33 protein-coding genes are annotated in these 23,757 nt (G+C 74.5%); 17 read left to right on the plus strand and 16 right to left on the minus strand.

Features of this window, described 5'->3' with window-relative positions:
* Positions 1 to 38 precede the first annotated feature (38 nt).
* Entirely contained in the window at positions 39 to 1,808 is a 1,770-nt protein-coding gene (locus ACZ4M3_RS22640; protein WP_467735302.1) for an enoyl-CoA hydratase-related protein, read from the minus strand.
* Positions 1,809 to 2,100: 292 nt separating this feature from the next.
* On the opposite strand from ACZ4M3_RS22640, the gene ACZ4M3_RS22645 reads away from it, so the two are divergent.
* The 4 genes from ACZ4M3_RS22645 to ACZ4M3_RS22660 all read left to right on the plus strand — a co-directional run bounded on the left by ACZ4M3_RS22645 (position 2,101) and on the right by ACZ4M3_RS22660 (position 4,690).
* The gene (locus ACZ4M3_RS22645) at positions 2,101 to 3,048 is read left to right on the plus strand and encodes an NmrA/HSCARG family protein (protein WP_467735303.1); all 948 of its coding nucleotides are present in this window, start codon (positions 2,101 to 2,103) and stop codon (positions 3,046 to 3,048) included.
* Between the two features lie 165 nt (positions 3,049 to 3,213).
* Positions 3,214 to 3,417 carry a cold-shock protein gene (locus ACZ4M3_RS22650; RefSeq protein ID WP_136215879.1) on the plus strand — a complete coding sequence of 68 codons (204 nt, stop codon included), beginning with the start codon at positions 3,214 to 3,216 and terminating at the stop codon, positions 3,415 to 3,417.
* A gap of 240 nt (positions 3,418 to 3,657) precedes the next feature.
* Complete coding sequence (locus ACZ4M3_RS22655) at positions 3,658 to 4,245, plus strand: DUF5133 domain-containing protein (protein ID WP_467735306.1); 588 nt, start codon at positions 3,658 to 3,660, stop codon at positions 4,243 to 4,245.
* 88 nt (positions 4,246 to 4,333) lie between these two features.
* Complete coding sequence (locus tag ACZ4M3_RS22660; protein WP_467735308.1) at positions 4,334 to 4,690, plus strand: hypothetical protein; 357 nt, start codon at positions 4,334 to 4,336, stop codon at positions 4,688 to 4,690.
* Positions 4,691 to 5,082: 392 nt separating this feature from the next.
* On the opposite strand, the gene ACZ4M3_RS22665 is transcribed toward ACZ4M3_RS22660, so the two are convergent.
* Complete coding sequence (locus ACZ4M3_RS22665; protein ID WP_467735310.1) at positions 5,083 to 5,376, minus strand: hypothetical protein; 294 nt, start codon at positions 5,374 to 5,376, stop codon at positions 5,083 to 5,085.
* A 172-nt stretch (positions 5,377 to 5,548) separates the two neighbouring features.
* Here ACZ4M3_RS22665 and ACZ4M3_RS22670 point away from each other — a divergent pair, with 172 nt between their 5' ends.
* On the plus strand, positions 5,549 to 5,755 hold the full coding sequence (locus ACZ4M3_RS22670) for a hypothetical protein (protein ID WP_467735312.1): 207 nt from the start codon (positions 5,549 to 5,551) through the stop codon (positions 5,753 to 5,755).
* Between the two features lie 195 nt (positions 5,756 to 5,950).
* Positions 5,951 to 6,328 carry a uracil-DNA glycosylase family protein gene (locus tag ACZ4M3_RS22675; protein ID WP_467735314.1) on the plus strand — a complete coding sequence of 126 codons (378 nt, stop codon included), beginning with the start codon at positions 5,951 to 5,953 and terminating at the stop codon, positions 6,326 to 6,328.
* Between the two features lie 46 nt (positions 6,329 to 6,374).
* Here the strand turns inward: ACZ4M3_RS22675 and ACZ4M3_RS22680 are convergent, their stop codons facing one another.
* From ACZ4M3_RS22680 to ACZ4M3_RS22695, 4 genes are all read right to left on the minus strand, one after another.
* The gene (locus ACZ4M3_RS22680) at positions 6,375 to 6,716 is read right to left on the minus strand and encodes an STAS domain-containing protein (RefSeq protein ID WP_467735316.1); all 342 of its coding nucleotides are present in this window, start codon (positions 6,714 to 6,716) and stop codon (positions 6,375 to 6,377) included.
* Positions 6,717 to 6,749: 33 nt separating this feature from the next.
* Positions 6,750 to 7,058 carry a hypothetical protein gene (locus ACZ4M3_RS22685; RefSeq protein ID WP_467735318.1) on the minus strand — a complete coding sequence of 103 codons (309 nt, stop codon included), beginning with the start codon at positions 7,056 to 7,058 and terminating at the stop codon, positions 6,750 to 6,752.
* 130 nt (positions 7,059 to 7,188) lie between these two features.
* The gene (locus ACZ4M3_RS22690) at positions 7,189 to 8,109 is read right to left on the minus strand and encodes a Rieske (2Fe-2S) protein (RefSeq protein WP_467735320.1); all 921 of its coding nucleotides are present in this window, start codon (positions 8,107 to 8,109) and stop codon (positions 7,189 to 7,191) included.
* A gap of 28 nt (positions 8,110 to 8,137) precedes the next feature.
* Positions 8,138 to 8,653 carry a DUF5709 domain-containing protein gene (locus ACZ4M3_RS22695; protein ID WP_467735322.1) on the minus strand — a complete coding sequence of 172 codons (516 nt, stop codon included), beginning with the start codon at positions 8,651 to 8,653 and terminating at the stop codon, positions 8,138 to 8,140.
* A gap of 198 nt (positions 8,654 to 8,851) precedes the next feature.
* Here ACZ4M3_RS22695 and ACZ4M3_RS22700 point away from each other — a divergent pair, with 198 nt between their 5' ends.
* On the plus strand, positions 8,852 to 9,055 hold the full coding sequence (locus ACZ4M3_RS22700) for a hypothetical protein (protein ID WP_467735324.1): 204 nt from the start codon (positions 8,852 to 8,854) through the stop codon (positions 9,053 to 9,055).
* A 45-nt stretch (positions 9,056 to 9,100) separates the two neighbouring features.
* Here ACZ4M3_RS22700 and ACZ4M3_RS22705 read toward each other — a convergent pair whose 3' ends face one another.
* The 3 genes from ACZ4M3_RS22705 to ACZ4M3_RS22715 form a co-directional block, all read right to left on the minus strand.
* The gene (locus tag ACZ4M3_RS22705) at positions 9,101 to 9,475 is read right to left on the minus strand and encodes a hypothetical protein (protein ID WP_453355936.1); all 375 of its coding nucleotides are present in this window, start codon (positions 9,473 to 9,475) and stop codon (positions 9,101 to 9,103) included.
* 98 nt (positions 9,476 to 9,573) lie between these two features.
* The gene (locus ACZ4M3_RS22710; RefSeq protein WP_467735326.1) at positions 9,574 to 9,951 is read right to left on the minus strand and encodes a hypothetical protein; all 378 of its coding nucleotides are present in this window, start codon (positions 9,949 to 9,951) and stop codon (positions 9,574 to 9,576) included.
* A 106-nt stretch (positions 9,952 to 10,057) separates the two neighbouring features.
* Positions 10,058 to 10,381 carry a plasmid stabilization protein gene (locus ACZ4M3_RS22715; RefSeq protein WP_467735328.1) on the minus strand — a complete coding sequence of 108 codons (324 nt, stop codon included), beginning with the start codon at positions 10,379 to 10,381 and terminating at the stop codon, positions 10,058 to 10,060.
* A gap of 251 nt (positions 10,382 to 10,632) precedes the next feature.
* On the opposite strand from ACZ4M3_RS22715, the gene ACZ4M3_RS22720 reads away from it, so the two are divergent.
* Positions 10,633 to 10,908 (plus strand): isoamylase early set domain-containing protein, encoded by a 276-nt coding sequence (locus ACZ4M3_RS22720; protein WP_467735330.1) that lies wholly within the window; start codon positions 10,633 to 10,635, stop codon positions 10,906 to 10,908.
* Between the two features lie 48 nt (positions 10,909 to 10,956).
* Here ACZ4M3_RS22720 and ACZ4M3_RS22725 read toward each other — a convergent pair whose 3' ends face one another.
* Positions 10,957 to 11,970: a DNA topoisomerase IB gene (locus tag ACZ4M3_RS22725; RefSeq protein ID WP_467735332.1), complete on the minus strand. Its 1,014-nt coding sequence runs from the start codon at positions 11,968 to 11,970 to the stop codon at positions 10,957 to 10,959.
* 156 nt (positions 11,971 to 12,126) lie between these two features.
* Here ACZ4M3_RS22725 and ACZ4M3_RS22730 point away from each other — a divergent pair, with 156 nt between their 5' ends.
* The 6 genes from ACZ4M3_RS22730 to ACZ4M3_RS22755 all read left to right on the plus strand — a co-directional run bounded on the left by ACZ4M3_RS22730 (position 12,127) and on the right by ACZ4M3_RS22755 (position 15,061).
* Positions 12,127 to 12,513, plus strand: a complete 387-nt coding sequence (locus ACZ4M3_RS22730; protein ID WP_467735334.1) for a VOC family protein — start codon at positions 12,127 to 12,129, stop codon at positions 12,511 to 12,513.
* Between the two features lie 118 nt (positions 12,514 to 12,631).
* Entirely contained in the window at positions 12,632 to 13,165 is a 534-nt protein-coding gene (locus tag ACZ4M3_RS22735) for a hypothetical protein (protein ID WP_467735336.1), read from the plus strand.
* A gap of 190 nt (positions 13,166 to 13,355) precedes the next feature.
* Positions 13,356 to 13,574, plus strand: a complete 219-nt coding sequence (locus tag ACZ4M3_RS22740; protein WP_467735338.1) for a hypothetical protein — start codon at positions 13,356 to 13,358, stop codon at positions 13,572 to 13,574.
* A gap of 71 nt (positions 13,575 to 13,645) precedes the next feature.
* On the plus strand, positions 13,646 to 13,807 hold the full coding sequence (locus ACZ4M3_RS22745) for a hypothetical protein (protein ID WP_467735340.1): 162 nt from the start codon (positions 13,646 to 13,648) through the stop codon (positions 13,805 to 13,807).
* Positions 13,808 to 14,238: 431 nt separating this feature from the next.
* Positions 14,239 to 14,772, plus strand: a complete 534-nt coding sequence (locus ACZ4M3_RS22750; protein ID WP_467735342.1) for a type 1 glutamine amidotransferase domain-containing protein — start codon at positions 14,239 to 14,241, stop codon at positions 14,770 to 14,772.
* A gap of 22 nt (positions 14,773 to 14,794) precedes the next feature.
* A complete protein-coding gene (locus ACZ4M3_RS22755; RefSeq protein WP_467735344.1) occupies positions 14,795 to 15,061 on the plus strand; it encodes a GlsB/YeaQ/YmgE family stress response membrane protein in 267 nt (88 codons plus the stop codon).
* 1,130 nt (positions 15,062 to 16,191) lie between these two features.
* On the opposite strand, the gene ACZ4M3_RS22760 is transcribed toward ACZ4M3_RS22755, so the two are convergent.
* The gene (locus tag ACZ4M3_RS22760) at positions 16,192 to 17,427 is read right to left on the minus strand and encodes an FUSC family protein (protein WP_467735346.1); all 1,236 of its coding nucleotides are present in this window, start codon (positions 17,425 to 17,427) and stop codon (positions 16,192 to 16,194) included.
* Positions 17,428 to 17,591: 164 nt separating this feature from the next.
* Here ACZ4M3_RS22760 and ACZ4M3_RS22765 point away from each other — a divergent pair, with 164 nt between their 5' ends.
* Positions 17,592 to 18,152, plus strand: a complete 561-nt coding sequence (locus tag ACZ4M3_RS22765) for a hemerythrin domain-containing protein (protein ID WP_467735348.1) — start codon at positions 17,592 to 17,594, stop codon at positions 18,150 to 18,152.
* Between the two features lie 31 nt (positions 18,153 to 18,183).
* Here the strand turns inward: ACZ4M3_RS22765 and ACZ4M3_RS22770 are convergent, their stop codons facing one another.
* Entirely contained in the window at positions 18,184 to 18,894 is a 711-nt protein-coding gene (locus ACZ4M3_RS22770) for a GAF domain-containing protein (RefSeq protein WP_467735350.1), read from the minus strand.
* A gap of 246 nt (positions 18,895 to 19,140) precedes the next feature.
* Here ACZ4M3_RS22770 and ACZ4M3_RS22775 point away from each other — a divergent pair, with 246 nt between their 5' ends.
* Positions 19,141 to 19,545 carry an ATP-binding protein gene (locus ACZ4M3_RS22775; protein ID WP_467735352.1) on the plus strand — a complete coding sequence of 135 codons (405 nt, stop codon included), beginning with the start codon at positions 19,141 to 19,143 and terminating at the stop codon, positions 19,543 to 19,545.
* A gap of 121 nt (positions 19,546 to 19,666) precedes the next feature.
* Complete coding sequence (locus ACZ4M3_RS22780) at positions 19,667 to 20,218, plus strand: DUF5133 domain-containing protein (RefSeq protein WP_467735354.1); 552 nt, start codon at positions 19,667 to 19,669, stop codon at positions 20,216 to 20,218.
* 83 nt (positions 20,219 to 20,301) lie between these two features.
* Here ACZ4M3_RS22780 and ACZ4M3_RS22785 read toward each other — a convergent pair whose 3' ends face one another.
* The 4 genes from ACZ4M3_RS22785 to pgm all read right to left on the minus strand — a co-directional run bounded on the left by ACZ4M3_RS22785 (position 20,302) and on the right by pgm (position 23,552).
* A complete protein-coding gene (locus tag ACZ4M3_RS22785; protein ID WP_467735356.1) occupies positions 20,302 to 20,487 on the minus strand; it encodes a CsbD family protein in 186 nt (61 codons plus the stop codon).
* Positions 20,488 to 20,580: 93 nt separating this feature from the next.
* Positions 20,581 to 20,847, minus strand: a complete 267-nt coding sequence (locus ACZ4M3_RS22790; protein ID WP_467735358.1) for a DUF4235 domain-containing protein — start codon at positions 20,845 to 20,847, stop codon at positions 20,581 to 20,583.
* 111 nt (positions 20,848 to 20,958) lie between these two features.
* On the minus strand, positions 20,959 to 21,849 hold the full coding sequence (locus ACZ4M3_RS22795; protein WP_467735360.1) for an oxygenase MpaB family protein: 891 nt from the start codon (positions 21,847 to 21,849) through the stop codon (positions 20,959 to 20,961).
* A gap of 62 nt (positions 21,850 to 21,911) precedes the next feature.
* Positions 21,912 to 23,552 (minus strand): phosphoglucomutase (alpha-D-glucose-1,6-bisphosphate-dependent), encoded by a 1,641-nt coding sequence (gene pgm / locus ACZ4M3_RS22800; RefSeq protein WP_467735362.1) that lies wholly within the window; start codon positions 23,550 to 23,552, stop codon positions 21,912 to 21,914.
* Positions 23,553 to 23,757: the final 205 nt, after the last annotated feature.

A 23,757-nucleotide genomic window follows, 5' to 3' on the forward strand; every position in this document is an offset into this window, starting at 1 on the left:
GAGGTGGAGTGAGGGGGAGCCGGGGACGGGCACTCCGCTCACCCTTCTTCGTAACAGGGACCGGCGGCCGGTGTGCTGTCTTGTACCGCCAGTGCGGTGACCGCGTCCGCCGGTTGCCGCCGCCCGGCCGGCACCGTACGGACCAGGTGCGGCGGGGTGGCGGCGGCCGGCTCCTTGCGGACGAAGGCGCGGCGCAGTGCGTGGTACGGAGCCCGCGGGTCGAGGAAGGTGGCGCGCATCCGGGCCAGCTCCGCCTCCCGGTAGGCGGCCAGCGGGGTCTTCGCCTCGTCCCGCTCGCGCAGTTCCTTCTTCGCCGCGATCCGGGACTGGACGGCGGGGGACTCGGCCAGCAGCCCGGCCAGCCGGGCGGTCTCCCCGGCGAACTGCGCGGGCGCGCAGGGCACCGTACGGTCGACCAGGCCGAGCCCGGCCGCCGCGGCGGCGCTCAGCGGCAGCGCGTCGGTGGTGAGCCGCTCGGCGACGGTGGGGCCGACCCGGCGGGGCAGCGTGTACGTCCAGTACTCGGAGCCGTAGAGGCCCATCAGCCGGTAGTGCGGGTTGAGGACGACGCCGGAGCGGCACCAGACCTCGTCGGCCGCCAGCGCGAGCATCGCGCCGCCGGCGGCGGCGTTGCCGCCGAGGGCGGCGACGACGAGCCGGTCGGTGGTGGTCAGCACGGCCTCGACCAGGTCGTCCATCGCGGTGATGTTCGCCCAGGACTCCGCGGCGGGGTCGGCGGCCGCCTCGATGACGCCCAGGTGGATGCCGTTGGAGAAGAAGTCGCGGCCGCCCCCGAGGACCAGGACGGAGGTGGGCCGGGCGCAGGCGGCCCGGTAGGCGTCCAGCAGCCGGCGGCACCGGTCGGTGCTCATCGCCCCGCCGGGGAACGAGAACGACAGGAAGCCGGCCGGCCCCTCCTCCCGGTAGCCGATGTCGGACCACGTACGGCGCTCGGAACCGGCGCAGGGCGGTGCGGGATCCTCCGGCAGCGGGGGCAGCCGGTCGCCCAGCGCCAGGGTCGCGGGCAGCTTGACCGGGACGGGCTCCCCCGCCTCCCGGCGGGCCCGCAGCTCGGGGATCCACACGGCCCCGTCGGCGGTCGCCCGGCAGATCGCGCCCGCCCGGGTGGCCAGCAGCTCGCCGGGGCGGCCCCGCAACCGGTCCTCGGGGTGGCCCCCGTGCAGGAACCACACGCCGCCGAGCAGTTCGTCCCGTACGCCGGGCTGGGAGTCGGCGGCCCGCAGGACGCGCAGGACCCGCTCGGTGGGGTCGTTCGCCCAGTCGATGCGGCGCTCGTCCTGGCGCAGGTAGGGCCGGGTGCGGTGGGTGGTCTGCGGGGTGGGGGTGTACGTCCCCGAGGCGAAGCGGTCGACGGCGAGCAGCACGGCCCGCAGCGCCGCGTCGGCGATCTCCCCCCGGTACAGGTCGCTCTTGGCCAGCTCGGGCAGCGGGCACTCGGCGAAGGCCCAGACGTCGCCGGCGTCCATCTCGGCGTCCGCTTGCAGGACGGTGACGCCCCAGTGCGCGACGCCCTCCTGGACGGCCCGGTCGAGCGAGGAGGGGCCCCGGTCTCCGACCGGTCCCGGGTGGACGATCAGACAGGTGTGGGTGGACCAGACCTCGCGGGGCACGGCCGTCTTCAGCATCGGCGCGATGATCAGGTCGGGCCGGTGACGGTGCGCGGCGTCGGTCAGTGAGTCGCCGGCCAGCGCGAGTTCGACGGCGACGCGGTGGCCGTGGTCGCGCAGCTCTGCGTGGACGCGTTGCGTCAGGCTGTTGAACGCGCTCGCGACGAGCAGGATGTGCACTCGGTCTCCCAGCGGCCAGGCGCCTTCGCGCACCGTCGGCCGGGGTTCACCGGCCGCCTGCGATGCTCGGGGACCGCCGGGCGGTGCGGTGCGAGGCCGAGCGCGGGCGTCACTCGAAAGCGGTCAGCGGGCGCTGCCACTCGGCGGTGCGGCGGCGCCCGGCGGGGCCGCGCGATGGAGTGGCGTACCCGTGCGCCGGGCGCGCCCGTGCCCGGACGGGCAGGCCGCCGCGCATACAGTCCGTAACCATCCGTCCGATGGGACGCGGATCGTTACGAGAAGGAGGTCGGCGATGGCTGGGACACGCGTCATCACGGTGTTCGGCGCGACGGGCGCGCAAGGCGGAGGACTGGTACGGGCGATCCTCGCCGACCCCGGCAGCGGGTTCTCGGCCCGTGCGGTCACCCGCAACCCGGATTCGGACCGGGCACGGGAACTGGCGCGGCTCGGCGCGGAGGTGGTCCGGGCCGACATGGACGACGAGGCGACCCTCGGCCCCGTCCTCGAAGGGGCGTACGGGGCCTACCTGGTGACCAACTTCTGGGAGCACATGTCGGCGGAGCGGGAGAAGCGGCAGGCCGCCTCCCTCGCCCGGGCGACCGGACACGCGGGGGTGCAGCACGCCATCTGGTCGACGCTGGAGGACACCCGGGAGTGCATCCCGCTGGACGACGACCGCATGCCCACGCTCCAGGGCGCGTACAAGGTGCCGCACTTCGACGCGAAGGCCGAGGCCGACCACTACTTCCCCGAGGCCGGTGCGCCGACGACCCTCCTGCGCACGACGTTCTACTGGGAGAACCTGTACACGATGTTCGCCCCGCACCGGGGCCAGGACGACACCTTGGAGCTGGTCCTCCCGATGGGCGACAGCCCGCTGTCGGGCATCGCCGCCGACGACATCGGCAAGACCGCGCTGGCCGTGTTCGAGCGGGGTACCGACCTGATCGGCGCGACCGTGAGCATCGCCGGCGAGCACCTGCCGGTCGCGGACATGGCGGCGGCGCTGTCCGAGGCCGTCGGCGAGCCGGTGCGGTACTCCCCGATGGACCCGGACTCCTATCGGGCGCTCGGTTTCCCGGCGGCCGACGAGATCGGCAACATGTTCCAGTACTACGCCGAATGTGCGGACCGGTTCACCCACGCGAGGGACGTGGCCGCCATCCGGGCGCTCAATCCCGCGCTCCAGGACTTCGCCACCTGGCTGGCCGCGCACCGCGAGGCGTTCCGGTCCCTGTGACGGGCGGTCCGGCCGGGGCGCGGCGTCCGGCCGGGGTGGGCCGTCCGGGTGAGGTCGCGTGTGGCGCCGTTTTGTGTTCGGAACCGGTGCGCTCGCGTTGTACCTTCCCGTCGTTCGGGCGTTCCGCATGGTGTGGAAGGCCGACCGTCGAGGAGAGGGACCTGTGTGGCTACCGGAACGGTGAAGTGGTTCAGCGCGGAAAAGGGCTTCGGCTTCATCGCGCAGGACGGGGGCGGCCCCGATGTCTTCGCCCACTACTCAGCGATCAACGCTACCGGTTTTCGGGAACTGTGGGAGGGGCAGGCGGTGACCTTCGACGTCACCCAGGGCCAGAAGGGGCCGCAGGCCGAGAACATCGTGCCCGCCTGACCGCGATCCGCCCCCGGCCGCTCACCGGCCCGGTGTCCGGACAGGTCGCCGGACCGGTCCCCGTCGCCGGCCGGGGGCCGGTTCGCCGCAGGAGCGGACCCTCGGGTCTCGGGGTCCGGGGGCCCGCTCTGCGTCATCATGTGCCATTCGCGTTCGCCCGGCCGGTACCGCGGGGCGACCGGCGGCGATTCTCACCCCTTCGGCCACTCACCCCGGCACACCCATCGAAGGAGTCGGCGGATGAACGACACCCCCGCGGGCCGGCTGCCTCCGGCGACCGTCGCCCCGCCGGACGGGGCCGGGCCGGGCGGGGTGCCGGCGGGGGCGGGCGCCGTCATCGGCTCCGCCACCGGGGCCCTGATGGCCTTCGTACCGTGCGGTGCCGACACCGCGCGCCGCATCCTGGTCGACACGGCCGGCCGGGCGGGGGCGGGGCTGACGGTGGCCGCCCGCGCCGCAATCGCGCTGTGCGGCGGCGCGGAGCGGGCCTCCGGGCCCGGCCGGTCACCGCTGGTGGAAAAGGTGCTGCGGTCACTGGTCGAGCAGACCCTGGCGGCGCCGGGTCCCCCGCCGGATCCCGCCTCCCCCGGGCTGCTGCCCGACCCGGCGCTGCTGCGCGGGCACCTGCGCCGGTTCCGTACGCTGCGCCGGGCCGCCGCCGCGGCGCCGGGTGACGCCGCGCTGCGCAGCCGGCTGGACGACGCCTCGTACACCCTCTGCGTCCTGATGCGCCGGCGCAGCACCCATCTGGCGCTCCGGGCGGCCGAGGAACTCCTGGCGGTCGGCCGCCCCGACCGGCCCGCCCGCCCGCGGGCTCCGTACCGGTGAGGCCGGGGCCGGGGCGGCCCTGCTCCGCCCGCGTCCGTGCCCGGCATGCCAGCGGGTCGGTGCGCCCGTTACCCCCTACTCTCGCCGGATGACCGAGAACGAGATCAAGCTGAAGGCCATCGCGGTGCTCACGGGGGTGCGCGGCGACATCGGCAGGGACTACGTCTCCGCACTGCTCAGCGAGGTGACGCCGGCGGAGTTCCTGGTACCCGCCGAAGCCGATCCGGCGGAGATCGGACTCGCCGTGCTGGACCAGCTGTCCGGCCCGTGGAGCGCCCTCGTCACCGGTTTCGTACTGGCCTTCGAAGCGGTCGCGGACGCCTACGACGAGGCGGACCCCGACATGTCCGCGCAGGAGATCCTCCAGGCACTCGCCCTCGAACTCGCCGCCGACGACTCCGGCTCCGGCTCTGACCCCGGCTCCGGCTCCGACTCCGATCACTGACAGCGGCCGGCCGGCTTGACGGGGTGCCGTGTCAGTGCGCGGCCTCCGGGTAACCGCCTGACGAGAGTTCACCGTCAGCGCCGGTCCGTCCGTGACCGGCCCGAGCCGAGAAGGGCACCATGGCCACCCCTCCGAACGATCCCGTACCCCCCAACCCGACCCCCGCACCCGGTCCCGGCCCCGGACCGCAGCCGGGCCCCCTGCCGGGTCCGGTCCCGGGGCCGGGCGGCCCCGATCCGGTGCCTCCGGCGCCGCCGCAGCCGCAGCCCGATCCGCAGCCGGAGCCCGCGCCGGGCCCCGACCCGTTGCCCGCGCCCGGCCCGCTGCCCGGTCCGGTGCCCGCGCCGGACCCCGTGACCTGAGGCCGCCGCCCGCACGGAGGCGGCTCCGCTTCACGCCACGCGCCCGGCCCATTCGGCCGGGACGCCGGCGCCGCCTCCGTCGCGGAGCGCCTCGACCACCGCTTGGTGCAGCTCCCGGCTCTCCTGCTCCGAGTCGCACTCGACGGGGCTCCCGGACAGCGTGAACCAGTCCGACGAGCCGCTGTACTGGACGGCCACCTGGGCCGCCGCGCCCGTCCAGGTGGTGTGCACCGTCAGGTTGCCCGCGATCACGCCCGCTTCCTCCGTACGGACGCCGCCCGCCCCCGGGTAGATCCCCGTCGTCGTCCACGACGCCCAGGCCATGGAGCACCCTCCTCCCGTGGCGGTGCCGGCGGCGGAGCCGAGCGCCCGCCAAACCTCACCCGCCTCGTTTTCCTCCTACTGGTCTACCCCCATTGGCCCCCTCGCGCACGGCGCGCTCTCATGGACAGCAGGCCGTTCCCTCTGCCGCGTCCAGCATGAAAGAGGTACGCCCATGTACGAGATGCGCGCCGAATCCGGCGCCGAACGGGGTCACCTGCTGTGGCACGTGATAGCCAAGGACACCGCCCTCAGCACGCTCTGCGGATCCCAGCTCAGCCCCGGCCGGCACCCGCTCCCGGGGACGGAACCCGCCGCCGACCACTACTGCGCCGCCTGTATGCACGCGGTCCGGGAACGCGCCCAACCCGTCGCGGACTAGCAGGTGGCCGAGTTCGTCGGCCGCGCCCGCGGGCATGAGCCGCATGCCGCCCTGCGGTGAAGAACGCAGGGCGTACCAACCGCCGGAGCCGGCCCGAGCGCGCGGCAGGGAGGTGGGCCCCATGGCCGACGGCGCGGGCGCCGACCCCGGCACCGGGCGCTGGAGGAGGCGGGCCTCGGCGACGAGGACACGTACGTGACCAACGCGGTCGAGCACTTCAAGTCCACGACCGACGCCCGGGGCGAGCGCCGGATCCACAAGGCACCCAGCCTGCGGGAGATGTCCGCCTGCCGGCCGTGGCTGGCGGCTGAGCTGCGCCTGGTGACGCCCGAGGTGGTCGTCGTACTCGGCGGCACCGCGGGTCGCGCCCTGCTCGGGAGCTCCTTCAAGGTGGGCGAGCAGCGCGGTGTGCTGCGTCCGATGCCCGCCCTTTCGGACGATCCCGCCGATGCGTGGGAGGGGCAGCTGCTGGCGACCGTGCACCCCTCCTCGGTCCTGCGCTCCGACGACCGCGAAGTGGCGTACCGGGGACTGGTCGGCGACCTCTCGGTGGCCGCGTCCGCGCTGGGCTGAACCTGTCCGGCGCCGAACGGTCCGGCGGGAAGGGCCGCGGGCCGGGTCAGGGCATCGACCGGGCGCGGGCCTCGGCGAGGGTGGGGGCGATCTCCAGCTCGGACTCGGCGTCGAAGAGCCGCAGCAGCCCCGCGAACTGCTCCGGCACGGGCCCGGCCAGGACCAGGTGGTCCTCGCGGTCGCCGGCGATCAGGGTGTTCAGCAGCGAGGAGTCGGCGAAGGTGACCCGGGCTATGTCCACCACCCGGCGTACGCCCTCCCGGGCGGCGTCGGCGAGCACTTCCGCCAGCGGGCCGACGCTGTCGATGTCGAACTCCCCCGACAGCACGACCACCCGGACGCCGTCCTCGTCCAGGAGGACCCGCACCCTCGGGTGGTCGTACGTCATGCCGCTGCGGGTTGTGCCACAGGACGGCAGGCGTCAGCCGCCACGGCGCTTGCCGTGCGGCTCCTGGGGGTCGACGCCGGTGTACGCGGAGGCGTCCTTGGTCCCGCTGGGGCGCCGCGACGCGCCCTTCTCGCCCATGTCGTGGTGGCCCTTGTCGCCGGAGCCGGATCCCTTGCTCTTGTCCTCCCCGCGCCGGCCGCCGGACTTGACCGGGGTGCCCTCGTCGGCCTTGGCCGGTGCGGCCTTGGTCCCGGAGCGCCGGTCCGGGCCCTCGTTCGCGTACTCGTCGGGGTGGAAGGAGCGGTGCGCGCTCGGGTTGTCCTGCTGACGGGTGGCGTCCACGTCGGGAGACCATCCGTGCTGCTCGGTCCCCTGGTGGCGACTGGGACCCTCACCGTGTGACGGGTGTCCTGACTTCCTGTTCTTGGACATGCACTACACCTCCTGGGTCTTGCGCGGCCGGGCCCCGGTTTCAGGGGGAGGACGACCGTGGGGTGTGGAAGGGGCGCAGCCGCGCTTCGACCTGGCCGTCGGCGACGCGCGTCTCGAACGACGGCTGCGGGGCGGTGGCCGGGCCCTCGACGTTCCAGCCGTCGGAGAGCCGGAAGACGCTGCCGTGCCAGGGGCAGCGTACGCAGCCGTCGCCGATCTCGCCTTCGGACAGCGGCCCGGCCATGTGCGCGCACCGGTCCGCGAGGACGTGCACGGCCCCGTCCGACGCACGGACGACGAGTACGTCCACTCCGTCGACGGAGGCCCGGGACGGCCGGTCCACGGGAAAGTCCGCGACGGGGCCGACCCGGTGCCAGCCCTCCCCGACGAGGTGGGCCACCTGTTCGGCGTGGTTGGCGCCCGCAGCCTGGCGGTAGGCCAGGTGGCCGCCCAGGGCGCCGCCCGCCGAGACGGCTGCCAGCCCTGCGGCGGACAGGGCCCTGCCCCGCCAGGTCCGGCCGCGGGCGCGGGCCAGGAAGGAACCGGTGTAGAGGCAGAGGCCGACGCTGTTCGTGAGGGCGTGGACGAGGCCCACTCGGGCCTGTTCGGGCGGCAGCTCGGCCCAGTCCGTCCAGCCGGCCAGGGCGGCGGGCACGGCCGTGACCACCCCCACCCCGATCAGGGCGTGGGCCGCCCGGCGCTGCCCGGGCAGCAGGTCCAGGACGGCGGAGGAGAACCAGGCGCCGAGCGGCACCTGGACGAGCGGCGGGTGCGCCGGGTGGCCCAGTGGGCGCCCGTGCAGGACGTCCCGGGCCGCTCCCAGGGGGAGGCCGCGCACCACGCGGCGGATGGCTTCGATGAGACCGTCGGCCACGGGCGTCTGCTCCAGCCGCTCCATGGCGGTCAGTACCGGTCCGGGGCCGTTGCCGGCGGTGCCGATTGCGGTGCGTCGTAGGTCCATGGCGGGCGCCTACCCCGAGCCGGGCGCGCTATGGCGTCCGGTCGTGGGACGGCTTCTGCGCTTCCCGCTCGCGCGGGTCCTCCCGGCGCGGCGGGGCCGCGCGGGACTCGGGGGCGGTGTTGCGGCCCACCACGTGCATCGCGGCCTCTTCCGCGGACTCCGCGCCCCCGTCGGCGCCGACGTCGTGGGCCAGTACGTCGATGGAGCGCTGGGGGTGCTCGTCCTCGACGGGGGTGAGCCGGCCGACGCTCTCGCCGGGGAAGGGCTCGGGGTGCGGACCGCTGTCCCGTCCGGTCTGGCCGACGTCGGGGGTCTCCTGGGCGAGGCGCTGGTCCAGCGTTTCTCCCTCGCGCTGCTCGGCTGCCGTGGTGCCGTGGCGGGAGACGGCGCGGGGCCGGTCGGGGGTGTCGTACCCCTCGTCGAGGCGCTGGTCGGCGTCCGGCTCGTCCAGGGCGTTCTCCATGTCGGGCTGGTACTCGGCGCGCTGGTCGCCGTTCTGCGGCTGGTACACCTCATCGCCCTGGGTGTTGCTGTCATCGGCCATGATCGTCGCCTTTCCCGGGTCTGCTGCAACGGCCCTCGGCGGGCGCCTACCCCCTCCGGCCGGGCTCACACGGTCGGTGGTGGCGACGCCCCGGCGGTGGTGGCCGACCCACCGGCATGGCCGGCCCGGGGGCGGGTAGCCGCCCACCGGCGGACGCGACCGGCGCGTACCCGTCGGCACGCACGGAAGGAGAACGTCATGGACGACCAGGGCGGCGCGGGCGGCGCGCCCCTGCACCACGACGAGGCCGAGGCCGGGCGCCGTAAGCCGCACGTGGACCAGCCGGTGAAGGAGGAGGGGCGCGGGAAGGGCGGCGAGCCGCCGGAGCGGCGTGCCGAGCAGGTCGGCCGGGACCGGGACCGCTCCCGCGAGGGGAGGGGCCCGGCCAAGGGTCCCGAATAGCGGCGGCGGTCCCGGACGGCGGCGGCGCGCGACGGGCGCCCGGCCTCAGCGCTCGGAGAAGCTGAAATCGCCCATCGTCCAGGCGCTGACGTCCTTGACCGCGATCCGGTACATGCCGCCGGTCTCCGGGATGCCCACGGTGCCCTGGAGGATCCGGGCCACGTGGAAGTGGAGGTAGGCGGGCGGGGCGACCTGCGGGGAAGGAGCCATCGTCCCCGAATCGAGGAAGACGTTCGCGAAGGCGCCGAGCTGGTCCGAGTCCTTGAGCACCTCGGCCACGCGCTGGCGCCAGACGCTCTCCGGCGCGAGGCGGCCCGTGATCACGGCGCCGTGCACGACGACGGTCAGGGCCATCTGATTGGTCGGCTCGGACTCCACGGCGGCGGCGATGGCGACGAGCAGGTCGTCAGGCTTCGACATGGGTACGGAGTCTACAAGGTCCCGCCCGGCGGCCCCACCCCGCGGTGCCGGAACCGGCCCGGCCCGCGCCGGTGTTGGCCCTTGCGGGGGAGCGCGGGTCACGGGGAGCGCAGCAGCAGCTCGACCTCCCGCTCCTGGTCACCCGCGACGGTGCCCTTCGCCTCGACGGTGAAGGCCTCCGTCAGTGCGAAGAGGACCCGGTCCACCGCGCGCGGGCCGCCCTGCACCCCGACCCGGACCGTGCCGTCCAGCGTGACGGGGCCCGTCGGCAGCGCCGGCCGGCCGGCGTCGATGGTCGTGCTCCAGACGGTGGGCGCCCCCGCGTGCTCCCGGCGGGCCTGCGGCGCCGTCTCCCGCGCCTCGTCGTCGGGGAAGGCCCGTTCCAGGAACCCGATGAGGGCACGGGCGCACTCCGGCGAGCAGTCGGTGGCCGTCACCAGCACCGCGTCGTCCGCGTGCCGTGCTTCGCTGTTCATCACGTCGCCTTTCCTTCGGGTCCTCCGGCGCCCTCGCGGGGGCCGGTCACACGCGGCGCGGCGGACCGGCCCGGGCCGGTCCGCCACGGCGGCGGCGCTCCACCGCTCAGCGCCCGAGGGCTTTCTTCAGCTGGTCCTTGTTCATCGAGGAGCGGCCCTCGATGCCCCGCTTCTTCGCCTCCTCGTACAGCGCGTCGCGGGTGGGTCCCGACGAGCCGGTCCCGGAGCTGCGGCTGCCGCCGGACGAACCGGACGAGCCCCGGGAGGAGCTGCGGCTCATGGACTTCGTCTCGCCGGACCGGGCCCGCTCCTTGTTCACCGTACGGCCGGCCATCTCCTTGGCCCGGCCCTCGGACATGCCGCGCATCTCGCCGGACTCCTTGATGTGCTCGTACTGGCGCTCGCGCTTGCCAGTGGAACCTCGGGGCATCGCAGTTCTCCTCAACGATCGGGGGTGGACAGGGCCATGCTGCGGGCCGGCGCCGGCTCCCGCACCCCGGATCGGCCACCCGGAGGTACCCCGCGCCATCCGTGCGCCCCGTCCGGCCCCGGCGGTAAACCGGGCCCTTCCAAGGGGTTGGCGTACGGGTGAAACCTTCCGCCGTTCCACGCGCCCACGGCCGCCGTCGGTCACCCCGCTGGCACAGTGGCCGCACCCACCTCCGGCCAAAGGAGTTTCACGTGCTCGAACGCAAGCGGCGCAAGAACGGCACCGAGGTCACCTTCGTCCTTCCGGCCGACAATCCGCCCGGGCCGGTCAGCGTGGTGGGCGACTTCAACGGCTGGCAGCCGGGCACCCACGTACTGGCGCCCCGCGAGGACGGGCTGCGCGCCGTGACCGTGGAACTCAGCGGGAAGAAGACGCACACGTTCCGGTACCTGGCCGCGGGGGACTACTGGTTCAACGAGGACCAGGCCGACGGGCACGACGGGACGAACAGCCACCTGCGCACCTGAGGGCGCGGCACCCGGCCCCGCGCCGGAGGCCCGGCGGGCGCCGCCGGTTCAGCCGAGCAGCTCCAGTACCGCCGCCTCCACCTCGCCGTGGGTGGCCGGGTGCCCGTACACCACGTCGGCGCCGAGCCGGTCCAGCGCCGGCTTGATCGTGACGCCGTTCTCGTAGAGCTCGAAGAGCCTCGGGTTGATGTACGAGGAGCGGCAGACCGGCGGCGTGTTGCCGAGGTAGCCGCTCACCTCGCGCACCGCCCGCGCCACCGCCTTCGTACGCCGGGCCCGGGACTCGCCCGCGACGTCGACGGAGACGGCGAGCGCGACCGCGGCCAGGACCGTGGCGTGCCAGGTCCGGAAGTCCTTCGCGGTGATGTCCGCTCCGGACCCGTCGCGCAGGGAGTCGTTGACGTCGTCGGCGCGCACGTCGCGCCAGACCCGCCCCTCGCGGTACACGAACAGCTGGGACCGGCCGTCGCGTCGGCGCAGCAGGGACCTGACGACGGCGTGGGCGGCGGGGTCCGCCAGGGCGCGGGTCTGCTCCTGCCCTGATTTTCCGGGGTAGCAGAAACAGACCTCGCCCCGGCTGCAGACGGCCGGTTCCCGCAGCAGCGTGGTCAGCCCGTACTCCTGGTCGTCGCGCCGGTACGCGGCTCCGCCGACGCGGAAGAAGCCCAGGTCGAGCAGGCGGGCCGAGCAGGCGAGGACGCGGTCCCGGCCGAGTCCGCGCGTGTCGAGGTCCTGATCGATGCCCTTGCGCAGCAGCGGCAGGCGCATCGCGACGTCCAGCACGTGTTCGTGTTCGGCGGCTTCCTGCCGCTCACGGAACGCCGGGTGGTACAGGTACTGCCTGCGGCCCGCCCCGTCGGTCCCCATGGCCTGGATGTGACCGGCGGGCCGCGGGCAGATCCACACGTCGGTCCAGGCGGGCGGGATCACCAGGGAGCGCAGCCGCGCGCGCTCCGCAGGGTCGGTGACCGGCGCTCCCGTCAGGTCCGGGTAGCGAAAGCCCCGGCCGTGGCGCACCCGGGTGTAGCCGGGCCGGTCGGGGTGACTCGTGCGCAGCCGCATGGTCCTCCTCGGCATTCGCGCCGCGCCGGCCCGGTTGCGCCACGGATACTCCCCGGTACGCGTGCCTTCGCTCCGCCGGGGAAGGCGGCGGCTGGTGCTGTGGCCGGGAAGGTCTGTCCGGTGGACCTTTCCGGCCACAGCTGTAGATTCGTCCGTATGGTGCACGTACTGGGCAGCAGGATCTTGCTGCGTCCCACGGATCCCGGGCGTTCGCGGGCCTTCTATGGCGAGTCGCTGGGACTCGCCGTGTACCGCGAGTTCGGTACGGGGCCCGAGCGCGGGACGGTCTACTTCCTCGGCGGCGGGTTCCTGGAGGTGTCGGGCCGGTCCGACAGCCCGCCCGCCCCGGGGCTGCGGCTGTGGCTCCAGGTCGCCGACGTGCGGGCGGCGTACGAGGAACTGCTGGCACGGGGGGTCGCGGTGCTGCGGGAGCCGCTGCGCGAGCCGTGGGGGCTGATCGAGATGTGGATCGAGGACCCGGACGGCGTGCGGATCGCCGTCGTGGAGGTCCCGGCGGACCATCCGCTGCGGCTGCGCGCCTGACCGGTTCCCGCGGTGTCCGTGGCGTGCGCCACGATCCGGGCCGGACCATTCCCAGGGGTCCGACGCGGCCGTTATCGTGACGATTCGCCCTTTTACCTATCCGCCCGGACGGTCACCAGTGCCCGCAGACTCCTCCCTGTCCCCGCTGATGGCGGCGACGACGCACTGGCTGACCCGCGCCTACCCGGCCGGCACCGGCGCGCTCCAGCGCGGTCTGGCGCAGGCCCAGGCCGGGCAGGCCGTGACGGTCGCCGCGTGGCTGCGGTACCCGACGGACCTCGACGCGCAGCTGGTCGCGCTGACGGGGCCGGGCGGCTCGGCCCGACTGGACTGGATAACCGGCGCGGACGCCCCCTCCGCGGAGGAGGAGCGGGAGCACGGGTGGCGCAGCTGGGTCGACGAGGTCGTGGCCAGCTGGGCGGCGTGTCTGCTGACCACCCCGTCGCTGGCCCTCGCGGCGGTGGCCGCCCTGGCCGGGACGGAGCACGCCGACGCCGTCCCGATGGCCTTCGGCCGCCTGACGCGGCCCGCGGCGAACGACCGGGACGCGGCGGCGCTGCTGCGCCACCCGGACCTGCTGGCGCCGATAGCGGAGCTGCACCGTCCGGGGCTGCTGGACTGCCTCGGCGCGGACCCGGTCCCGGCGGGCTGAGCGGGGCGCGGCCCGGCTCGTTTCCCGGGCACCGCAAGGGGTAGGCGCCGCGGTGCGGGGTGCGGTCTTGGCCGACCCGGCCGCGACGGAGGCCGCACCCCGCCCGGGCCACCGGGGCCGCGCCGGGGGCCGGCCACCCGTACGCGCGACAGCGGACGCCGCACGCGGCGACCGGGCCGAGGATGGGAGCATGTCCGCCCGACTGGTCATCTACCCTCCCGACGAGAACGGCTGGCGCCGGGTGCGCTACGACGGCGTCGCCATCGGCGTGGCCCACAAGCCGTCCGACATCCTCGTCTTCCTCAGCGCGGCCGGGATGGAGGATCCCGACGAGCTGGACCTCAGCGATCCCGAACTCGTCGAGTGGCGCGGCCCCGGGCCGGAGTCCTGGGCGGAGTCGCCCCCGTGAGCACGGCCGGGGAGGGACCCGCCGACACTGCGGCCGGCGCTCCGGCCGACGTACGAGAGGAAGCCCGCCCAGTGGCACAGCTGACCGAGGACGTACCGCCCCAGCCGGCCCGCGAAAAGGCGACCCAGCTCGCCCTCTCCCTCCAGGACAGCCGGCGCGCGGTCCTGGCGGTGGCCTGCGCCCTCGCCGCGGCGGCGGCCTACCTGGCCCACCGGCGGCTCTGCCGAAGCTGAGCCGCGCCGCCCACGTCCTGCCGGACACTGCTTTCGGCCGGTTTCGGCAGCGGTGACGGGGCACGCGTGACAGGGACACGTTGTCCGACGCAAAGGACCACCATGCTCGCCGTCGCGCTGCTCACTCCCCCCGTCCTGCTGGCCGCCGTCCTGGCCCTCGGGCGCTACGAAGAACGCCTCCTGGGCGCCCCGTCGGCCACGCCGGCCGCAGCAGGGGCCGCTCCCCGCCGGCCCTCGGTGCCCCCTCCCCCTCCCGCGCGGGCTCACCGGCCGCCCGGCGCGCACGCCCGCCCCCGGGCCGGAGGCAGGGTCACGCGGTTTCCCGCACGAAATGAGCTGGTTTGAGACAGCCGTCCCCGGCAAGGGGCCGATAGACGAGAGAACAGCCGAAATACGGATCTCATCCCGATGCGCACAGGAAGGACCGACCCATGCGAGTGGCGTTTCTGACGGCTACGGAGGGCGTCGAGCAAGTGGAACTCACCGAGCCGTGGCAAGCAGTGATCGACGCCGGCGGCAATCCGCAGCTCATCTCCACCGAACCGGGCAGTGTCCAGGCGTTCAACCACCTCGACAAGGTGGACACCTTCCCCGTCGACCTCGTCGTCTCCCAGGCCTCCGCCGAGGACTTCGACGGACTGGTCCTTCCGGGTGGCGTGGCCAACCCGGACGCGCTGCGGACGGACGCCGAAGCGGTGGCTTTCGTAAGCAGCTTCTTCGAAGCCGGCAAGCCGGTGGCGGCGATCTGCCACGCCCCGTGGACGCTGGTGGAGGCGGACCGCGTCCGCGGCCGCACGCTGACCTCGTGGCCGAGCCTGCGCACGGACATCGAGAACGCGGGCGGGACGTGGGTCGACGAAACGGTGAAGGTGTGCACGGCGGGCCCCAACACGCTCGTCACGAGCCGCAAACCGGATGACCTGCCGGTGTTCTGCAAGACCTTCCTGACCGAGTTCAACCGCTGACGCTGAAAGGACACGCTTCCGCATGGGCATCATCGCCTGGATCCTGATCGGCCTGCTGGCCGGGCTCATCGCCAAGGCCATCACCCCGGGGAGGGACCCCGGCGGCTGCCTGATCACGATGGTGATCGGCATCGTCGGCGGTCTCCTCGGCGGCTGGCTCGGCAAGGTGATCTTCGGGGTGGACTCGATCAACGGCTTCTTCCACCTCTCGACGTGGATCGCGGCCGTCGTCGGGTCCGTCATCGTCCTCCTGCTCTACCGGCTGATCGCCGGGCGCCGGGGCGCCTGAGCGGCACCTCCGCCAAGCCGGCCCCCGCCTCCCGGCGGGGGCCGGCTCTCGTCTGCCGGCGTGCCGGTGCGACCGGCGCCGGGCGAGCCCGCGGCGGCCGGTCCCCCGGGGACGGCAGGACCCGCTGCGCCCGGTGCCCGCGGCCGCCAGCTCGGACACAGGTCCGGCGCAGGCAGGGCATTCCTCCGCCCGCCGGCTCGGGCGCCGGCGTCGGTGCGACCGGGCGCTGCGCCCTCGCGGGCACGCCCGCGCCCCGCCCTCTGGGGGGGGCGCGCGACGTGTACGTGCTGGCCGAGCGGGACGCGCAGGGCGTCAGCGGCGATCCGGGAGAGAGGCTCGGTACCGGCTCCGGTACCGATGTCGGTGGCGTTGACCCCGACCAGGTAGCTCCCGTCAGGGCGGGCGTGCGCCCGGCCCCGCGGACGCTCGGCGTCGTATCCGGGCGGGAGGTCGAAGCGGTCCCTGCCCTCGATCAGTGAGCGACGTCCCGGGAGGACCCGCAGGCCGCCCGCCGGGGACGGCGCGCGGTCCCGCCCGCCCGCGCGGGAGCGCCGGTGCGGGTGCTGCTGCGACCAGGGCGCTGCGCACCGGCAGCCGCGGGTCCGGCGGGCACACCCACAGGCCGCCCGGGAACGCCAGAAACCGGTGCGCCAAGTGCCCGCGGCCGCCAGCTCGGACACAGGTCCGGCGCAGGCCGGACGTTCCTCCGCCCGCGCCGGTTCCGGTGCGACCCGGGACGCGGCAGGGCCTGCGCCCTTGCAGCCGGGGCGCTGCGCACCCGTGCCCCGCCCCGGGAGCGGCAGAATCCGGTGTCGCCCGGTGCCCTACACCGCGCCCTCCAGCTCGGGCACGGGCCCGGCCCGGGCAGGGCGACCGCCCCGGCGAAATGCCCGCGCCGCTCCGCGGTGCACCGGCGGATTGACACCACGGCCCCGCGCCCCGCCCGGCGCTCGCCCCGGGCACGTTCAGCCGACTGCGCACCCCGCCACGCTGTCCCAGCGCCCGGGCGGCCCCGTACGAGAGCGACCCAACGCCTTGCGAGGCACCCATCAAGGGGTACCTCGCAGCGGTAGCGGCCGACGGGGCCGAAAACACCCGCACGACCAGCGCGGTACGCGCCCGGCGGTGCGTCACCACCAGCGGAGTCGCCGGCCCTCCTCCGCCGCCGCGGGGCGGAAGCGGAGTTGGGCGGCCAGGCGGTGCAGGCGGGGGAAGCGCTCGCGGCGCAGTTGCGAGTGCCGGTCGAGTTCCTCGATGAGCCGCTCGGAACGTTTCTCCACACCCAGTTCGTCCAGCACCCGGTCCGCCTCGGCGAGCAGCGCGCCCGAAAGCTGCCACTGGCCCGGGTCGGAGCGGACCTGCGCCAGCAGCAGGTCCGCGAGCCGGTCCCGGCTCAGGCGGGCCGTCTTGAGTTCCTCCGTGAGCCTGCTCTCCGCCTCCTCGGCGTTGGCGCTGACCTGCGCCGTGATCAGCTGGGCGAAGCTCTCGACGGCGATGGCCGTGTGCGCGTACAGCTCCCGCAGCGCCTGCGCGATGTGCGCCGGGAACAGCGGTTCCGCGGGCCGTGCATGGGCCAGGTCGGTCAGGGTCCGGCAGGAGACGCGCAGCACCACCGCGCAGATCTCCAGGGTGTCCAGCCCGGTGCGCAGCACCAGCCGGAACAGGAGCCCTTCGCGCACGCGCGGGTTCAGCCGCAGGCTGTCCTCCGCCTGCCGCAGCGCCGCGTCGACCTGGGCGATGTCGTTGTCGAGCCGGCGCGCCTCGTGCAGGCGGGCGGCGGCCTTCTCCACCGGGGTGTGCTTGTCGAGCTCGTCGGTGATGTGCACCATCAGGGCGCGCATCCGCCGGGCGAGGTCGGTGATCGCCTCGCTGGCCGGCCCGACCCATACGGGCGGCACGAAGAGGAAGTTGAACAGCAGGCCGACCGCCGCGCCGATCAGCGTTTCCAGCACCCGGTCCCAGGCGGTGTCCGCCACCCTGGTCACGCCGAGGACGAGCATCGCGCTGATCGCGACTTCCGGAACGAACTCGCCGGCCTTCACCAGGGGCCCGATGGTGAGCGAGACCAGGATGATCAGGCCGAGGCTCCACCACGTCAGGCCCACCAGCGCGCTGAATCCGATCGCGAGCAGCACCCCGGCCACCACGGAGTTCACCCGGCGGATGCCGGTGGTGAGGGTCGAGTAGAGGGTGACCTGTACGACGAGCAGCGCGGTGAGCGGAGCGGTCAGCGGGGCGGGTTCGCCGCTGAGCCGCAGGGCGACGACGTACGCGATCACGGCGGCGGCGGTGGAGCGGACGGTCTGGACGACGGCGGGCTCCCGGTGCCGGCGCACCAGCTGACGCAGTGGAGCAGAGAGTGACATAACCCGCCCTTTCCCCTTCGCGTGAAGATCAACGCCGGACGCCGTGAGCGGTACACACCGGATTTGTCACGACACGCTACGTGAGGACCAATCCCCCGCCGGGTCGCTGCGCGGCGGTTCACTGGGTGGCCTGAATCGGATCACAGTACGAGCGAGGAGACGGCATGGGACACGGCGGCGACGTCATCGCGGAACTGACCACGGACCACGAGGAGGTGGAGGAGCTCTTCACCAACATCCAGGAACTGCCCGCGGGCGACGCGCGCAGGAAGCACTACGCGGACCAGGTCATCATGGAGCTGGTGCGCCACTCGGTGGCCGAGGAGTCCTACCTGTACCCGGCCGTCCGCGAGCACCTTCCCCAGGGGGACAGCATCGCGGACAAGGAGCTGGAAGACCACGCGATGGCCGAGCGCACCATGAAGGACCTGGAGGGCTGCGCCGCGGACGACCCGCGTTTCGACGCCCTGATGACCAAGCTGATGGCCGAGATCCGCGCACACGTGGCCGACGAGGAGAACAACCTGTTCCCCCAGCTGCGCGCCGCCTGCACCCCGGACATGCTGAACAAGCTCGGCGACAAGGTCCGCCAGGCCAAGAAGACGGCGCCGACCCGCCCCCACCCCGCGGCGCCCGACAAGCCGCCGGCCAACAAGCTGCTCGCTCCGGGCATGGGCATGGTGGACCGGCTGCGCGACGCGATGAGCGGACGCGGCAAGGAATGACCCGCCCGGCCCGCGACCTCGTGCGCGCCGCTCAGGCACGCGGAGCGGCCGACCGGTCCAGCACCGCGGCCGGGGCGAGGGCGCGGTGGTGCAGGGCCTGTGCCGTTTCGGTGGGACGGACGCCGGTGTCCTCGCTGTAGCGCTGGAGGGCGGCCGCCGCCTCGGGCACCGGCAGGTCGCCGGCCGCCGCGAGCGTGCCGGTGGCCGTGTCCAGGGCGGCCTTTGCGGCGAGGGCCGCATGGGCGCGGGTGAGGACGTCCTGCGGCCGCAGCGGGTCCGCCGTCCACTGCATGACGGCGGTGGCGGTGACCCGGGCGAGGGCGCCGAGCAGGATCAGCTCGCCCTGCGGGATGGACTTGCTCTCCCGGGTGAGCAGGTTCAGGGCCCCGACGCCGTGTCCGCGCAGTTCTACGGGCAGGGCGTACGCGCCGGCGAACCCGGCCGCGCGGGCGAGCGGGACGAAATCGGGCCAGCGCCGGGCGTCGCGGCCCCGGGTGAGGTCGGCGGCGAGCACGGGCGCCACCTGCTCCATCGCCTCGCGGCAGGGTCCGTCGCCGAGGGAGTACCGGGCTTCCGCGAGTTTCCGGGCCGTCCTGTCGCTCGACCACCCCAGGGCACGCGCGGCACCGCCGCCGTGGAGCGTCGAGGCCCTCCGTGACGTCGAGGAGTTCGACGCACGCCCAGCACCGTAGGGGGGCGTCGTCACCGCCCTGCTCGTCCGCTCCGCCGGCGACCGCCGCACCCAGTCGTCGCAGACCGTCTTACAGCCGTGGCCGGCCCATCGCGGCCCCGTCCCCGTCCCCGGATCGAGCGGACGTCAGCCCTGCACCTCCACGGCCATCCCCCGCCCCGCCAGCGTCCCACCGGATCGGTGCGGGATCGTCGAAGGAGGCGGCAAGAAAAGTACCGCACGACACATGGCCGGTACGGCCCACGGGCAGGCGGAGGAACGGAAACCCCTCCAGGCGCCCGCAGGGAGACAGCGCCCATGGACACGTCACTCGCCCGGCACCACATCACGCTGGACCCGGAGCCCGGGGCCTACGCCGCGGCCCGGGACACCGCGCACCGCTTTCTCGCCGACGCCGAGGACCACGGCCGCGCCGTACAGGACCCGGCTCGCGACACGCTGCTGCTCCTGGTCACCGAGCTCGTCACCAACGCCCTGCGCCATACCGACGGGCCCTGCACCCTGCACCTGACCCTGCACGCGGACGCGATCGACGTCGACGTCGCGGACACCAGCCCGCACCCGCCCACGCCCCGCGAGCCCGACCACAGGGGCCGCGGAGGCTGGGGATGGACCCTCGTGCACCACCTCACCGAATCCGTCGACATCCGGCCGACCCCGGACGGGGGGAAGACGATCCACGCGCGGATCCCGCTGGAGTGACCCCCCGTCCGCGCCGCAAACGCGCCACTGACCGCGATTTGACCGCATAGCGGGATACGGGATCTCCGATAGCGGGCAAACTCAGGCCTGAAACGGCGTGCGAAGCGGAGGCGACGAGCGGATGACCGAAACACCGACACCACGCCGCCGCCGGGCTCCCGCGGGCCCGCGCGGTCCCTCCGTCGCCGCCTCGCTGGCGGCGCGCACGCAGGTCGAGCGGGCCACGGGGATCCTCATGGCGCTGGTCCCCTGTAGCGCGGACACGGCCCGCCGACTGCTCACGACGACCGCACAGGAGACGGGCACCACGGCGGAGGAGAGCGCAGCGGCGGCCGTCGCGCTGCTCTCCGGGCAGGACGGGCCGTCCGCGGTCCAGCAGGCACTTCGCACCGCCATGCGCCGCGCCCGGTCCGGGCCGGAGCAGGGGGCCGGAGCGCGGCTGCTGCCCGGGGCGGACGTCCTGCGCGAGCACGTCACGCGCTTCCGGGCGCTGCGCCGCGAACTGCTGGGGGCCCCGGGGGACCTCGCCCTGCAGAGCAGGCTGGACGACGCCACGTACACCTTGTGCGTGATGATGGGCCGCAGAACGCCCCACGATGCGCTCAAGGCCGCCGAGTTGCTGATCGGTGCCCGGCCGCGGCCCGGTGCGGACGCGGGGGGCCGCAGCGGCTGAGGCCGCCCGGACGGCCGGGGCACGCGACGTCGCCGCCCGGTACGTACCGGGCGGCGACGCAGGCGGTCAGGCCACGGTGGGGGTCAGAGCGAGCCCTTGCCCCGCTTGGCGCCCTTGGCCCGGGACTTGGTGTCCTCCAGCGCGCTCTTCGCCTCGCCCTTGGCCTGGTCCATCTTGCCTTCGGCGGCCATCCGGTCGTTGCCGGTGGCCTTGCCCGCGGTTTCCTTGATCTTGCCCTTCGCCTTGTCCATGCCGCCCTTGCCGGCCATGGTGACCTCCTCGGGGTGTGCGGTGTGCTGACAGTGGTTGTGCTGACAGTGGTTGTGCTGACAGTGGTTGTGCTGACAGGGAGTGGCCGCCCGTCAGGCCGGCCAGGTGCCCGAGACGCGCCGTACGGCGGTGGCGCCGCCGCGTTCGACCGCGGCCTTGACCACGGCGAAGATCGCCCCTTGCAGGGCGGCCGCGAACAGGATCTCGCGCCAGGCCCTGCCTTCGTCGGTGGCGTTCGGCGCGTCGTCCTCGTGGCCCGCGAGTTTCCAGACCTGCTTGAACGTCACGCCCGCCAGCAGGCCGGCGGCGGCGCCGAGCGCCAGTCCCACCGGCTTGTAGGCGATCTTGGCCTTGTTCACCGTCCGCGCTCCTTCCGTCGGCCCCGTGTCGGTGTCCGGAGCGACCTCCGCAGCGGCGTCTGCCCCGGCGCCGCCGGGATAAGCCCCGGCGCGCGGTGGTTTTCCGCGCCCTCAGCGCGGCCCGGCGGGCTCGGCACGGGGCGGAAGGGCCCCCATCGCCCACCGGATCGTCCCCGTCAGCGCCCGCCCGGACAGCCGTACGAGGTCTTCCGGCAGGTACGGCGCCGCGCGCAGGCCCAGCAGCGTGCGGGCCCACGGCGGCAGCAGGCTGACCGCGTTCGAGGCGAGCACGGCGTAGGGGCCGCGGGCGATCCACGGCAGCGGGGGCTCGCGGAGGATGAAACGGGCCGCGTCCCGGGCCTCCGGCGTGGCGCGGAGTTCGGGGCGGTAGCGGGCCAGCCGGTCCGCGAGGGCGGCGCGGTCGCGCGGCGGGTCGGGTACGCCGAGCGCGCGGGCGACCCGGGCGGTGTCGGCGATGTACGCGTCGCAGCCCGCGCCGTCCAGGGGGTGGGCCCCGAAGCGCTGGTGAGCGCGCAGGAAGCTGTCCACCTCCGCCACGTGCACCCAGCACAACAGGTGCGGGTCGGCGGCGTGGTAGGGCTCCCCGGCGGCGGTGGTGCCCTTGATCCGCTCGTGCACCTCGCGCACGTGGTCCACGGCGCGCCGGGCGTCCTCGGCGGTGCCGTAGGTGGTGAAGGCGAGGAAGGTGCTGGTTCGCTGGAGGCGCCCCCAGGGGTCGCCCCGGAAGCCGGAGTGCGCCGCGACGGCGGCCATCGCGCGCGGGTGCAGGGACTGCAGGAGCAGCGCGCTCAAGCCGCCGGTGAACATGGCGGCGTCCCCGTGGACGGTGCGGATGGGCCGCTCGGGGCCGAACCAGCGCGGGCCGGGGGCGCCGTGGATGCGGGCGCGGTTCTGCGCGCCCGCGGGCCCGGCGACGTGGCTGAACAGGCCGGCGCCGACCCGCTCCCGCAGGCCCTGGCCCGACCGCTCGGACGTGTCCATGCCCCCATCCTCCCGCGCGGCCGGCCCGGGCGGGAGTCCCCGGTCCGCCCGGCCGCGGCCGGTCAGGCGGAAAGCGCCGCCGAGACCACCGACCGCGCCGCTTCCTGGACTTCGGCGAGGTGGCCGGGGCCGCGGAACGATTCCGCGTAGATCTTGTACACGTCCTCGGTGCCCGAGGGGCGGGCCGCGAACCAGGCGTGGTCGGTGGTCACCTTGATCCCGCCGAACGCCGCTCCGTTGCCCGGGGCGCTCGTCAGCACGCCGGTGACCGGGTCACCGGCCAGGGTCTGCGCGCTGACCTGGTCCGGGGACAGCCGGGCGAGCACGGCCTTCTCCTCCCGGGTGGCCGGTGCGTCGATGCGCGCGTACGCGGGCTCGCCGAACCGGGCGGTGAGCCCGGCGTACCGCTCCGAGGGGCTCTGTCCCGTCACCGCGAGGATCTCCGAGGCGAGCAGGGCGAGGAGGATGCCGTCCTTGTCGGTGGTCCACACCGAGCCGTCTCGGCGCAGGAAGGAGGCGCCGGCGGACTCCTCGCCGCCGAACCCCAGGGTGCCGCCGGCCAGCCCGTCGACGAACCACTTGAAGCCGACGGGCACTTCGACCAGTTCGCGGCCGAGGTCGGCGGCCACCCGGTCGATCATCCCCGAGGACACGAGCGTCTTGCCGATGCCCGCGGCGTCCGGCCAGTCCGCGCGGTGGCGGTAGAGGTAGTCGATCGCGGTGGCGAGGTAGTGGTTGGGGTTCATCAGGCCGCCGTCCGGCGTGACGATGCCGTGCCGGTCGGCGTCGGCGTCGTTGCCGGTCGTGACGTCGAAGCGGTCGCGGCCCTCGATCAGCGAGGCCATCGCGTAGGGCGACGAGCAGTCCATCCGGATCTTCCCGTCCCAGTCCAGCGTCATGAACCGCCAGGTGGGGTCGGTCTCCGGGTTGACGACGGTCAGGTCCAGGCGGTGCTCCTCGGCGATCCGGCCCCAGTAGGCGACGGAGGCGCCCCCGAGCGGGTCGGCGCCGATGCGCACGCCCGCCGCGCGGACGGCGTCCAGGTCGAGCACGGAGGGGAGGTCACGGACGTAGGCGCCGAGGAAGTCGTACCTGCCGGTGCTCGCGGCCGCGAGGGCCTGCGCGTACGGCAGTCTGCGGACCTCCTTCGAGCCGCCGGTGACGATCTCGTTGGCCCGCTCCTGGATCCAGCCGGTGGCCTCGGATCCGGCGGGCCCGCCGTGGGGCGGGTTGTACTTGAAGCCGCCGTCGCCGGGCGGGTTGTGGGAGGGGGTGACGACCACCCCGTCGGCCAGTGCGCCGGTACGGCCCCGGTTGTGGGTCAGGATGGCGTGGGAGACCGCGGGCGTGGGGGTGTATCCGTCGGCGGTGTCGATGAGGACGCTCACGCCGTTGGCGGCGAACACCTCGATGGCCGTGACCCGGGCGGGTTCGGACAGGGCGTGCGTGTCGGCGCCGAGGAACAGCGGCCCGTCCACGCCCTGGCGGGCGCGGTACTCGCAGATGGCCTGGCTCGTCGCGGCGATGTGGTCCTCGTTGAAGGCCGTGGCGAGGGACGAACCCCGGTGCCCCGAGGTACCGAAGCTGACGCGCTGGGCCGGATCGGCGGGATCCGGGTGCAGGGCGTAGTACGCGGTCACCAGCCGGGACACGTCGATGAGGTCCTCAGCCCGCGCCTGCTGCCCCGCTCGCTCGTTCGGCATCCGTTCGCTCCTCCGTACTGGTCGGGACTCCCGACGGGGTCCGCGCCGCTCCATGATCGTGCGGGCGGCGCCGTCGGCCGGGTCCAACGCCCCGCCGCTCCGTCCCGCCCTCCACACGGCCTACCCAGCGGGGGCGACTCCTACCGGCCGGGTTCGCTGTGTTCGTCCGGGTTTGGGGCGGCGGGCAGCGGTTAGCCGCACCGTG

Source organism: Streptomyces sp. NPDC026522 (genome assembly GCF_055567555.1).